The organism is Ruegeria sp. BB10 (assembly GCF_056535725.1).
Genome location: NZ_JBQFIW010000001.1, coordinates 1,662,080 through 1,673,750, shown reverse-complemented (window position 1 = coordinate 1,673,750; position 11,671 = coordinate 1,662,080). Strand labels below are relative to the sequence as shown.

At 53.7% G+C, this 11,671-nt stretch carries 17 protein-coding genes; 6 read left to right on the top strand and 11 right to left on the bottom strand.

What is annotated here, in order from left to right; all coding sequences use genetic code 11:
- Positions 1–112: 112 nt before the first annotated feature.
- The gene (locus ACR3EP_RS08505) at positions 113–277 is read left to right on the top strand and encodes a hypothetical protein (RefSeq protein WP_170351317.1); all 165 of its coding nucleotides are present in this window, start codon (positions 113–115) and stop codon (positions 275–277) included.
- 164 nt (positions 278–441) lie between these two features.
- On the opposite strand, the gene ACR3EP_RS08500 is transcribed toward ACR3EP_RS08505, so the two are convergent.
- The 7 genes from ACR3EP_RS08500 to ACR3EP_RS08470 form a co-directional block, all read right to left on the bottom strand.
- Positions 442–1,278: a copper resistance D family protein gene (locus ACR3EP_RS08500; protein ID WP_480637313.1), complete on the bottom strand. Its 837-nt coding sequence runs from the start codon at positions 1,276–1,278 to the stop codon at positions 442–444.
- A gap of 31 nt (positions 1,279–1,309) precedes the next feature.
- Positions 1,310–1,654: a copper resistance CopC family protein gene (locus ACR3EP_RS08495; protein ID WP_226689772.1), complete on the bottom strand. Its 345-nt coding sequence runs from the start codon at positions 1,652–1,654 to the stop codon at positions 1,310–1,312.
- Positions 1,655–1,666: 12 nt separating this feature from the next.
- Positions 1,667–2,131: a c-type cytochrome gene (locus tag ACR3EP_RS08490; protein WP_170351315.1), complete on the bottom strand. Its 465-nt coding sequence runs from the start codon at positions 2,129–2,131 to the stop codon at positions 1,667–1,669.
- Entirely contained in the window at positions 2,019–2,516 is a 498-nt protein-coding gene (locus ACR3EP_RS08485) for a DUF411 domain-containing protein (protein ID WP_480639008.1), read from the bottom strand. The genes ACR3EP_RS08490 and ACR3EP_RS08485 overlap by 113 nt, the downstream gene beginning before the upstream one ends.
- 139 nt (positions 2,517–2,655) lie before the next feature.
- On the bottom strand, positions 2,656–2,877 hold the full coding sequence (locus tag ACR3EP_RS08480) for a hypothetical protein (protein WP_480637311.1): 222 nt from the start codon (positions 2,875–2,877) through the stop codon (positions 2,656–2,658).
- 322 nt (positions 2,878–3,199) lie between these two features.
- A complete protein-coding gene (locus tag ACR3EP_RS08475; RefSeq protein ID WP_480637309.1) occupies positions 3,200–3,580 on the bottom strand; it encodes a luciferase domain-containing protein in 381 nt (126 codons plus the stop codon).
- 222 nt (positions 3,581–3,802) lie between these two features.
- On the bottom strand, positions 3,803–4,393 hold the full coding sequence (locus ACR3EP_RS08470; RefSeq protein ID WP_170351311.1) for a YceI family protein: 591 nt from the start codon (positions 4,391–4,393) through the stop codon (positions 3,803–3,805).
- A gap of 123 nt (positions 4,394–4,516) precedes the next feature.
- Between ACR3EP_RS08470 and ACR3EP_RS08465 the strand changes: the two genes are divergently transcribed.
- Positions 4,517–5,098: a TetR/AcrR family transcriptional regulator gene (locus ACR3EP_RS08465; protein ID WP_170351310.1), complete on the top strand. Its 582-nt coding sequence runs from the start codon at positions 4,517–4,519 to the stop codon at positions 5,096–5,098.
- Between the two features lie 460 nt (positions 5,099–5,558).
- On the opposite strand, the gene ACR3EP_RS08460 is transcribed toward ACR3EP_RS08465, so the two are convergent.
- A complete protein-coding gene (locus ACR3EP_RS08460) occupies positions 5,559–6,257 on the bottom strand; it encodes a hypothetical protein (RefSeq protein ID WP_480637307.1) in 699 nt (232 codons plus the stop codon).
- 234 nt (positions 6,258–6,491) lie between these two features.
- Between ACR3EP_RS08460 and ACR3EP_RS08455 the strand changes: the two genes are divergently transcribed.
- Positions 6,492–7,373 carry a cation diffusion facilitator family transporter gene (locus tag ACR3EP_RS08455; RefSeq protein WP_480637305.1) on the top strand — a complete coding sequence of 294 codons (882 nt, stop codon included), beginning with the start codon at positions 6,492–6,494 and terminating at the stop codon, positions 7,371–7,373.
- A 146-nt stretch (positions 7,374–7,519) separates the two neighbouring features.
- Positions 7,520–8,395: a hypothetical protein gene (locus tag ACR3EP_RS08450; RefSeq protein WP_480637303.1), complete on the top strand. Its 876-nt coding sequence runs from the start codon at positions 7,520–7,522 to the stop codon at positions 8,393–8,395.
- A 75-nt stretch (positions 8,396–8,470) separates the two neighbouring features.
- Here ACR3EP_RS08450 and ACR3EP_RS08445 read toward each other — a convergent pair whose 3' ends face one another.
- From ACR3EP_RS08445 to ACR3EP_RS08435, 3 genes are all read right to left on the bottom strand, one after another.
- Complete coding sequence (locus ACR3EP_RS08445; RefSeq protein ID WP_480637301.1) at positions 8,471–9,118, bottom strand: response regulator; 648 nt, start codon at positions 9,116–9,118, stop codon at positions 8,471–8,473.
- The gene (locus ACR3EP_RS08440; protein WP_480637299.1) at positions 9,115–10,518 is read right to left on the bottom strand and encodes a sensor histidine kinase; all 1,404 of its coding nucleotides are present in this window, start codon (positions 10,516–10,518) and stop codon (positions 9,115–9,117) included. The genes ACR3EP_RS08445 and ACR3EP_RS08440 overlap by 4 nt, the downstream gene beginning before the upstream one ends.
- Before the next feature lie 184 nt (positions 10,519–10,702).
- Positions 10,703–11,020: a MerR family transcriptional regulator gene (locus tag ACR3EP_RS08435; RefSeq protein WP_480637297.1), complete on the bottom strand. Its 318-nt coding sequence runs from the start codon at positions 11,018–11,020 to the stop codon at positions 10,703–10,705.
- 158 nt (positions 11,021–11,178) lie between these two features.
- Here ACR3EP_RS08435 and ACR3EP_RS08430 point away from each other — a divergent pair, with 158 nt between their 5' ends.
- Together ACR3EP_RS08430 and ACR3EP_RS08425 are read left to right on the top strand one after the other, a co-directional pair.
- Positions 11,179–11,442, top strand: coding sequence for a hypothetical protein (locus tag ACR3EP_RS08430; protein ID WP_480637295.1), 264 nt, complete (start codon positions 11,179–11,181; stop codon positions 11,440–11,442).
- Positions 11,443–11,446: 4 nt separating this feature from the next.
- Positions 11,447–11,665 (top strand): GDCCVxC domain-containing (seleno)protein, encoded by a 219-nt coding sequence (locus tag ACR3EP_RS08425; RefSeq protein ID WP_226689765.1) that lies wholly within the window; start codon positions 11,447–11,449, stop codon positions 11,663–11,665.
- Positions 11,666–11,671: the final 6 nt, after the last annotated feature.

Genomic DNA, 11,671 nt, shown 5'->3' with positions numbered 1-11,671 from the left:
GACATTTTATTGATCTCCCACCGGATATCTGTCTCTGTGGGACATCGAAAGAACCGATGCTGAAGAATGCACTGTGAAGCTCAAGCATATCAACCCGAGACAGACTGCCAAAATGCGGTTTCTGATGGACGAGATGCCGCAGGGAAATCCTCAGCTGGCCTGTCCGATGCCAAACGTCGAGTTCGACAAAGCTAGTGTTGCTAAGATGGGTGTAATGGCAGAAATTGTCGTGTCGTTCGTTGCCCCACAGGTATTGGGTGCCACGCGGCTACGCTGAGCGTGTGAGCTGCACGCCTGGAAGCCCATATCTTAAGAAAGGGAGCATCAACCAATAAACTCACTCTCCCACCTCTAGCCATATAGCTACTGCAACAAGCCGCAGGCAGCCCAAGCGGACATTCGTAACAAGTATTTTCAGCTCCTGCTTCGGACCATAGGCCGTCAGAGATTGATAGGAGGTGTCGTCACACTGGTTAGCATCGCCGTTGCAAACAGGATCAGGACAACAGCCAACATCTCCATTGAAATCGACCGCCGGAGAGCAATTTCCGCGCCACGCTTCTCAGCCCTGAGAGCCGGAACAAATCTCAGCTTGTTCAGCGCCGCCAGGCCAAGAAGGGCAGAAACGATAACGACCTTGGCCAAAAGTACCAATCCATAGGCCGTTCCGAACAAGGCGACCACAGAGCCCGAAAGCAGCCATGCGAGTGCTGCGCCAGCAACAATCAGGACGGCAACTCCGTAAGCAGCGACATTGCCAAAATGGTGCAGTAGATCGGCCCCAGTGGGAGTGAGCGCCGCTTTGTGCAGGGGCAGAAGAGCGCCAACCCAAAAGGCGACTGCCAGAAGATGAAGAACCAGTAAGACTGCGAGAGGCGCCCTGGGCTCTCCAAGCGAGTGTCCCACCTGAGCAAAGGAAATCGCTATGGCAAGGCTGCCCGCCAAAGCGACCCACTGCCCTACGCGGGGGAGCAGGATTGCCAATATCGCGAGTTCGCCCACCCCTCGCCAAATCGCAGCGGTGCCAAGCGGGCTGTCCCAGACAATGCCAAGCATCATTGGGTCCGTCGCGCCCTCAAAGCCCATTCCGGATATCCGCGCCGCTCTGATGCCGAAACGTAGAGCCAGAACGGCGAGACCGAGAAGCGCCGCACCGACCGAGAGGTGACGTGCAAGGCGCAAAACGGACGCCTCGGCGCGCGTGGCAAAGAGAACGGTGAACAGGATGCTGCCCATCGCCAGCAGCGCCGCGCCAAGTGCTTTCGCCAAAATGGCCAAGACGACAACACCGTCAATGGGGCCAGTCCGGTCACTCAGCGACCGTGAAAGAGAAGCTGCCCTGCATCGGGTGACCGTCTGACGCCATACCTCGCCAGTCGAAGCGGTAGCTTCCCGGTGCAAGCTCTTCCAACGGCATGGCCCGGAATTCTGTGGCGGGGTCCATACCTGTCTCGCGTTCAATTTCGACGTCGCCATCTGAGGAGGTCAGCGTAATCGAAATGATGCGCATCGGATCATCGAACCGCATGGAAATCTCCGGCGCGTTCGTGACAGTCGCGCCGTCAGCCGGTGTCGTTGCTTCAGACTTTGAATGCGCAGCCGCAAGCATCGGAGCCATTGCAACGGCCAAACCGAAAAGAGTTTGTTTGATCATCTGAGTTGTTTCCTATTCGGACTGGGCATTCAGTTCGTCATGATACTCACGAAGGTCATCGGGCCAGGTTGATTTGATAAAGGATAGCACCGCAATGATTTCGTCATCGCTGAGCACACCTTCATAGACCGGCATACCAGTTGCGGGCGCATTCTCTATCAGCCCGGCCAGGCCAAATTTGGTCAGGGTGAAAAGCGTTTCATCATCGTGGTGCCACGTATGCCCTGTGGCGTCATGCGGAGGTGCCGGTAGCAAACCATCCTCGCCGCGTATCCGCCAGTTTGGCTGTCCTTCCAGGCGTGCTCCGTGGCAGGCAGCACATTGTTCCGCGTAAATTATTTGGCCAATGGCGACCAGTTCAGCGTCATCCGGTGTCAATAGACCGACCGCTTTGGTGGGCTGGGCCAGAACGAATGCTACGGTGAAACCGGCGAGCGTAAGCCCGCCGGTGACCAATAATGTTGTGCGCCCAGCCATCAGGTGTCGAACGGCTGCGCGGTGCCCGCGCGGTAGTACACCGTTCCGGTTCCAGCCTTTCCCCCAAATGCAATGACATCATAGCGGGCGGACGGATCGTCGCCCATACCAGGGACCCCACTGGCATGCCGGGAACAGCAAGCCCTGTGATGTCAGGCCGATCCTTCAACACGGCTTCCAGTGCTTCAAACGGCACATGGCCTTCAAAGACATAACCATCGGCTTCTATGGTGTGACAGGATGCGAGGTTCAACGGGATACCCCGCGCTGACTTCTGTGCCTCGGGGTCGGTCAGTTCCTCAACGGTAACGGCGTAGCCACGTGCGCGAGCCAAGTCGGCCCATGCGTGACAACATCCGCAACCTGGTGAGCTGAGCACGTGCATTGGGGTGCCTGCACGAACGGGAAGAGCGGTCGCGATGAGAGCAGTTGCAGACAGTGCTGTGAAGTAACGACGTGTGATCATGTCTGTCGGTCCTTTGAAGTGAAATTTGAACGGATTGCGGGCGAGCGCCCGTAGCCATTCAGGCTTTCGGAGGACCGGTGGGGACACCCAGTGCGAGGCTCGAATAATCGGAACCAGCGTGCGTCACACCACCCACTGAGATCACCAATGGAGCAATCGGCGAAATCCCCGCCGTGGCGACAAAATCACCAAAACAGGATGTTGAACCCATGCCGCTACTGGTGTCGCAACAATCCGCAGCAGCTTTTTCGGCATCAGCCAACGGATCGTCGCCCGCCATTTGAGCATGATGACCAGAATGATCCGATCCATGGGTCAAGCCATGCTTCGCGGACGCTGCGGATGCGCCAGAGAATGCAACAACTAGAAATATCGACAGGACCGGGCGAAACATACCAAATACCTACTGGGGGTATGTGGTTTTGACAAGTTGCGAGGATGGGTCGCCATATACATCCTAGTTGCACTCATTATGGGTGCGCCACATCTCTGGATCATGCCCGTCCGGAACAGTGGAACACAGATCACCTGAAATTCCGGTAAGACTGATTATTGACTGACTTGCGCATTAGTTGGCAACGGCAATGTCAGCAGGTAGGCGTTTAGCCCAAGGTGTTGCCGGTGATGAAGGTGTACGAGCTTTCAACCAGATCGATGACGACATCCAACTCTTCGGGTGTCGTCGGTGTATAGATCATAACAAAGCCGCTCCACCCAGGACGTTGATTGGCCCACGGGTGCGCTACGGCCCAACCCGCCTCAACTGCCCGTCGCGCCATTGCGGGGTCTAGCGAAGCGTGCAAGCTGCCATCAGGATGCATGTGCGCAAACTCAAACCCACCAACGATAGAGTTCGGGTGAGACAACAACATGTCGGGATCAAGTTGAAAACCAATCGCGCCAGGTAGTGATATGCGTGTGGGGCCTAGTGTGACCCCGGAATTGCGCAACACGCTCCAGCAATAGCTGGGCCAATTCGGCATCAATTTTGACACCAATCTGAGTATGCGGTACGCCGCTTGTCGTTTCCGGACGGGGCGAGGTGCGCTCTGGCAAGGAGCGCTCTTGTGCGGATACCATCGGGCACATCAATGCCACCACCGTTACAGCAACCGCCAATGTTCTCAGGTAGACATTCATCGCTTTGACCATCCGCCAAAATTAAAGATTGAGTGCTCAGCGCCGTATCGGTGCCCCTGCACACATCATTCAGCTTTTAGCGCTTCGATATTGATCAAGAGCTCTATTTCGTCGCTCACCGCAGGTGCAAAGGCCCCAAGTCCGAACTCAGACCGCACGATAGTCGCCGTGGCTGCCAGACCCAAGGTCGGCGTGCCCTCTTTTTGGCCAAACGGGTATGGCGCTGACTTGTTAAGCGTTGTTTCCAGAACCACAGGTTTGGTGATGCCATTCATGGTCAGGTCGCCAGAAATATTCGCGGTATTGTCCCCGGTCACTTCAATGCTGGTTGAGGCGAAGGTGACCACGTCATCGTCACTCGCGCTGAAAAAGTCATCGGACATGAAGTGTTGCAGACGGGCGTCCCAGCCGGTGATCATGGATTTTACAGGCATAGACACTGTGACAGATGACGCAGACGGATCATCTTCATTGAACTCTATCTCGCCGCTAAAACCTGAGAACATTCCAAACGTTTCTGAGAACCCGATGTGGTTGTAGCTGAACAAGACCTGGCTGTGTCCAGGATCCAGCTCGTAAGTGCCACTCTCGGACAGCGCGGTTGTCGCACCAATCGATAAGAGTACCGCCAGCGGGGTTGCTGCCACTTTGAACATTGATACGCTCCCATTTTGACAAGACGTGTTCGCGGAATTGAGTATTGAGCTTTAGTTTTAGCCGGCCATACTTTTAGTACAAAATGTTCTGCTATGCAACAATATGTTCTATAGGAGGGGCGATTGAAAGAAGATCCCAGGCTGATCGCCACACGACAGGCCGCACTTGATGCGGCGCAAAGGATACTGATGGATGAGGGCGTGCTGCACGTAACTCATGGCGCGGTTTCAAAGGCAACGGGCATTTCGCGCAGCACACTTTACAGGCACTGGCCAGATGCGCGCAGTCTGCGTGATGCAGCATTCAGGCGCATAGCAACCCCGCCGAACATACCGCCCAAAACCCATGGCCCGCTACGATCTGATCTGCGCTGGTTACTCGGAGTACTGATGGGAGCCTTAAATGACACACCATGGGGCCAGATCGCGCCTCAAGTGGTCGCTGCTGCGTCCACCGACGAAGAGGCGCGGTTAGTGATAACTGAATTCATGAAAGACAGGTTCGCAAGTGTAGAAGCAGTATTTGCAGCCGCAATCGGCCGCGGTGAGATCACCGCCGACGTTCCGGTTGACCAGCTCATAGAACTAGCAGTCGCTGCACCTTATTTTCGCAAGCTCATACGTCACGAGGCCCTGGACGAAGATTGGTTGGATCGACATGTCGATCTGCTTTGCAGTTTTGCGAAAACCAATTCTGGACGGTGAGAACCGCCTGAAATTGCAAACAAAGCGGCCAATAAACATAACAGTTTCCAAGATCGCAGTATGGCTACGTTCGCCGCTTGACATCAGCACGTCGCAGGGTCAATTCGATGCGCTCCTCACAACGTTGACGACTGCACTCTGATTTGTCGCTGCCGCTAATTCACAATGCAACATGAATACCTTTGGGTTCAGTGTCGCCCACGGCAATGTCGACTTTCGGGAACCGGCCAAACAATGCAATGTCCAGTATCCTCCTCGGATGCGCCTTTCTCTGACTTGCACATAAGTGACTTGAAGCAGCCCAAACTGAACCTTCTCACCCAAGCATTGCAATTTAGTAAACTCGCAACGAAGCGGCATTTAGACTATTTCCCCAAAAACCGCTTCCAAAACGCGATCCCCAGACTGACTTGGTAATGTCAGGTTCAATGCGGGCGTCACGCGCACCAATGCTGCCTGATCAGTCGGTTGCGAAGCAATAAAATAAGCCCGCCCCTCCAGAACGTGGCAGATGTTCCTCTCCGCAACCGCGCGAGCCGTGCGATGAGTTCCAGGACAACATGTTTCGAGCATCGTTGAGACCTACACGGTCATGGTGCCCAACAATCGCGGATCCGTCCTCACTATTCGAAGTCCAGTTGCTGCATGTCGTATCGCCACCCGCCGTCGAGAAGTAACCCGCGGAATCGGAGCCGGTCAGAATGTCATGTTTGTTCGGCTGACTGCCACGCCCATTGACGGGGTTACCGTTTTCGTCGAGCGCGGTTTGAAGACTAATATTCACGCCGTCACTGTGCAGCTCTTCAACATTGTTGGCGATAAGCTCTCCATTGGCATTATACCAAGGGCCCGACCCGATCCGGTCGCGTGCAGAAATGCCATTGGTGATTGTCATCGGGTCAGTGCTTCGATCAATGGACATAGAAGTGCTCAAATAGGCCGCAAAAGTTCTGGAAGAACCGGCCGCCGAAGCAAGCTCGTTGCAATGAGCATCGGCGCCTTCAAGGCCGCCCAGATTGGCGCCGTCCCCCTTACCCACACTGGTTATGAAAAACGACATCTCCTCGCTCGCCGATTGTGCCTGTGTGGCCGTTGCGAAACAGCAGATTACGAGTGCAGCAACCCCATGGGCAGTTGTTCTATAGGTGAACTTCGACATGTTTGTCTCCCTTCGTGCTGAGTAATCACTGATGCTAGTCGTATGTAACAATCGGGTCCATCCGAGTAACAGATGTATGACGCTGTGGTGCCAGCGCCATTCACGACAGCCGGTCGAGCATGACCGACCCTACGGCCCTGTTCATCTTTATCCTAATCCTGTCTTACGTGTTAAGCACGATAGCTCATCTGTTCCTAGGATCTCTTGTAACGATTGACTGAGGGTCGTGGCCAAATGACACAAAAAATCGCTCTTTGGTCCATTCCGATATCCATTGCCGTACTGGCTCTGAAACTTCTCGCTTGGTGGCTGACAGGCTCGGTCGCGTTGTTGTCGGACGCAATGGAATCTACCGTGAATGTCGTTGCGGCGTTGCTGGCATACTTTGCGGTTCGGGTTGCCAATAAACCCCCTGATGAAAACCACCCCTTTGGTCACAAAAAGGCCGAGTATCTTTCCGCTGTCGTCGAGGGCGTACTGATTGTGCTGGCGGCGTTCTTGATCATCAGAGAAGCTGTATTGGCACTCCCAAACCCGCATCTTGAGGATGCGCCGCTTCTTGGAATCGTCGTCAACGTCGTTGCAACGGGCGTGAATGGCGCATGGGCCTGCCTATTGCTCAAAATCGGCAGGCGCGAGGGTTCGCCTGCATTGGAGGCAAGCTCCCGGCACATTTTTACAGATGTCATGACTTCAGTTGGTGTCATCGCAGGTCTGATACTGGCGCTTGCCACCGGCTGGTTGATCCTCGACCCAATCTTGGCAATTCTTGTTGCGCTGAACATCTTGTGGGAGGGCTGGAAAGTTATTCGGGCGTCCGTCGATGGCCTCATGGATGCGACCCTTTCGGATCATGACTTGCAGACCGTTTCTAATGCAATCGAAGCAAATCTCGGCGCAGCCTTAGAGTACCACGACCTCAAAGGGCGCAGGTCCGCAAATGTCATCTTCGTGGAGTTTCATCTTGTTGTGGACGGCACAATGCCATTAAGCGCGGCGCACGATATATGCAATGACATCGAGGAAGAATTGGAGCGTTTGTACCCGGGTTCCGTCTTTGTCATTCACCTCGAACCTGATGACGAGTTGAAGGGTGACGGGGTTAACTCCCATTAAACTTGTCATTTGGCTCTACAAAAAACTATCGGCTTGACTGATCTGATTAAGACGTTCGGCCTGAAATTCGTCAGACCTAAGCCCGATGTGAAAAAGCCGGACCAGAAATAACGTGTCTTCAATGTCACGAAGCGTGATGCTCAGAATTGGAGGCGAAAATGAAAATTCAAAGAAAGCTGGGTCAACTTCTAAGTACTGCAGCGTTGGCTTCGTTGATCACGGCGACGCCTTATGTGCCAGCGTTCGACGCCGATGGTCGCCTACATTTTGAACCGTCATATGCCTTTGCCAAGAGCGGCAGGGGAAGCGACGGGGATGGTCGCGACGATGATCGTGACGACAACTCTGGGTCTGGCAATAGCGGCCGTGGTGGTGACAGTGACGGTGACCGGGACGACAACTCAGGTTCGGGCAATAGCGGCGGCGGTGGCGACCGGGACGATGATCGGGATGACGATAGAGAAGATGATCGCGACGACGACAGAGATGATGACCGGGACGACAATTCGGGATCAGGCAAAGGTAGTCGCGACGACGATGATGATGATGACTCCAAACGCTCCAATAGAGGCAGCGGAAAGAAGGATCGGTCTCAAACAGGGGGCAATCCGTCGGGTTCGGCTGGGATAACGAAGGTCGAAACAAACGCTAACGGTATTGAAGTGCGGTACGCCGACGGAACCAAGGAAGAGATCGAAAACGGGCGGTATGAGAGAAAGAATGCGCAGAACCGAACTGTTGAGGAACGCCCCGCGACCGGCGCTGACGTCTCAAGGCTTCGGTCTTTGGCGAATGGTATCTCAATCGACAACGTTCGCTCTTCTGGACAAAGCGGCACTGTTGGAAGTCGGCCCACGAAAATCGAACGCCAGGGCAATAATATCGAAGTGAACTATGCCAATGGTTGGAAAGAGGAGATCGAGTTTGGGCGCTACGAGTTGAAAGACCCGTACAACCGGACTGTTGTTGAAAGAAACGCAACGGCCTCTGATCGTCGGAGGTTGCAGTCGGTTGCCAACTGAACCGCAACTTTAGTCAATACTCGGTTGGCGGCGTCTCTTGGTGAGGGGCCGCCATCGCCGTCAAAGAGACCGATTTTAATCTCCCTTGTTCCAAACATCATGGGCAATAAGCGCGGCCTCTACCCGATTTCGCGCATGAAGCTTGGACAGGATTGCCGTCATGTAGTGCTTCACGGTCTTTTCCTGAAGGTCTAACTCATCAGCGATTTCACGATTACTCAGTCCTTTGGCCACACGTCGAAGTATTTCTTCCTCACGATGCGTAAGGTCATCGAGAACGCTGCTGTTAATAGACATGCCGGTGTCAGCATTGATTTGCAGCAATACCCGCGAGGCCAAGCCCGGAGAAACGAACCCTTCACCTGCGGCTATGCTGCGTAAGGAAGCGGTTAGTTCGCTCGCGGTCACGCCCTTCACAATGTACCCAAGCGCGCCCGCTTCCAAGGCGTCCGCTACATCGCTGCTGTTCTCTGAGACCGTCAAGATTGCAATAACGGGTGGATTTTCCATTGCCGCAATTTCACGTGTCGCGCTTATCCCGCCACCGGGCATAGAGAGGTCAAGAATAGCTATGTCCGGCTGATGCGTGCCGACCAGCGACACTGCCTCTTCAGCGCTGGACCCAGCGGCCAAAACTTCAAAATCATCAGCTTCATCCAACGTTCGTTGCAAACCATCCCTGAATATCGGGTGATCATCAGCTATTACGACAGACGTAGTCATGATGTGCCTAACTTTCTGGGAAATAGTGTCATAGAAATGGTGGTGCCTTCGCCCGGTCTCGATGCGACTTCGAACCGCCCACCAATACTCTCGACCCGATCTCGCAAGCCCATTAACCCCTGGCCACCATCGTCTCGCAACGCGGTTTCTTCTGACTTGTCAAATCCAGGTCCGTCGTCTGTTACCTTCACAACTATGCAGTCGCTCTGCGCCTCAGAGATAACAGTGCACTTGGAAGCTGGAGCATACCTCGCGGCATTGGAAAGCGTCTCCTGAAGGAACCGAAAAACGCACAGCTTGTCGGACAATGACAACTCTGGAGTCTGGCTACATTGGAATGAAATATCAGGTCGCAACGGGCTGTGTTCGGCATGATCCTCTACGGCTCTCTTCACAACATCAACGAGCGACAGGCTGTCGATATCAGGCGCGGACAGCCCTCGCGATATTGCACGAATTTCAGTTAGAGATTTTTGCAAAGACTGCTGAATTTCTTCTGCCTCCTTAGGCCTTTCGGACTCTTTGGAAAACGCCGCCTCCAGTCTAAGGGCGGCGAGCGACAAGTATTGCGCAGGACCATCATGTAGCTCGGCACCGAGTTTTTTTAGGAACCGGTCTGTTTGCGTGGCATATCTTTCTGACGCCTCGACCACACGCAAACGCAGCCGGGCATTCTGCTCGGCCATCCTCTCACTTTCTTTCAGACGCTGATTAAGAAGAGCCCCCTGACGTCGAATTGTTTTGTCACCAATTGCGACGATGGAATACAGAACGATAGTACTTGCCAGAAATGCAGAACCGACGACCAACCAACTTGTTCGCCTGGCCTTGGCCAAATCTATCTCCAGCTGGTCGGCTCTTTCGTAGAACTCCGCAACTGCGATGATTTCGCCGGACCAGAGTTCGCGGATGGGACTGTAAACTTCAAGCAATGGTATCCCCAATGCCGCCTCGGCGGCGCTCTCGGCATGATCAAGCTCTTCGAAGGAGCCGGAGATATCACCGCTCCACGCCTGCCTTAAGTCATCCGTTGGATTGAAACGGTTCCCAATAATGTCTGTATCCGAAGCATGTGCAATCACACCGCCATTCTTCCAGAATTTGTAGGAAACGATGCGGTCACGCATTGGCTGGGTCGTGAAAATCTCGTCAAGCGCCAGGCTCGCCTGCTCGGAAAGATGGTCGCCATGTGCCAATTCCTGACTGAGCGGGGATACTACGCTTTCCATATATAGCGCTGCAGAGTTGGCGGAGTTTTGCACGACTGCATTCTGGATTCGATTTGACACCCAGACCCCGACGATTGCGGTAGCAGTACCCATTACGAAAATGCTGGCCGCAAGAAAGACTCGCGACAACGACCAATTGCCAATATTCAGGTCAGTTACTTTCGCTCTCATCGTGAAATCGACTATGAACTACAATCTGTTATCGCACCACAGACCTTGGTCTGAACTGATTTGGCTAAATCTCGGATCCTGAGCTTCCACACAGTGGCCAGAGTTAGATATCATCCATCGTTCTCAGTCTTCGCAGCATCCGGCATTGAAGGTTTCCGCTTTCACAATTGGCGGTAAGCTCAATCTATGCGTACTCCAGGCTTCTGAGCTCTTCAATCTTGCTTCGAACGCCGGCAATGTATGTCCCGGCCAATTCTTTCACTAACCCGCAGTCTTCGGCAGTTCCTTCTGACAGCTCCAAAAGCGCTTTTGCTTCAGATAGAGGAAACCCCAGGTCGCGGCATTTCTTCAAAAATCGAAGTCTTCCCACATTGCTTGCGGAATAGAGGCGACGATTGTTCAGAGCTCGTGCGGGTTTTGGCACAATACCTTCGCGCTCGTAGTAACGAATGGTTTCTATTCCGACCCCGCTTTGCCGGGAAGCCTCACCAATCGCAATCATGTGAAGTGCCTCCACTTGATCCTGTAGTTACTACAGGAGTTATACGCTCTGAATGCCGGTGCCTCAACACAATCAAATAGAGTACCTCGGGAGCAAAAGATGAAGAAATATTTGAGCCTCAGCTACTTGGGATCGGTTTCAGCTCTGGGGGTCGCGACATGCTGTGTTCTTCCAATGGCCATGATGTTGCTCGGCTTGGGTGGCAGTTGGTTGGCGATATTCGGAAAATAGCGGCAGCAAGCTACTATGTTCTCGCCATCTCAACAGCGCTGGTCGCGGTTTCGTTGTTCGTAGCGCATCGAAACGGGACGTTGGCAAATCTGAAATGGTGGCTTGTCGGAAGCACGGCGACTACCGCGTTGGCATGGGTCATCGTGTTCAATGAGGCTCAAATCAACGATTATCTAATCATGCAGATGTGAGACAATGACAAAACAAACTGTGGTGCTGAATAGCATTTTGACCTGCCCTCGGTGTGGGCACGTTGAAACCGAGAAAATGCCAACTGAATCGTGCCAGTGGTTTTATGAATGCAAGTCATGCAAGGCAGTCTTGAAACCGTTAGAAGGCGATTGCTGTGTTTTTTGTTCCTACGCAACTGTCCCGTGCCCGCCAATTCAGTTAGGTGATTGCTGTTGTGGATGAGCGGGC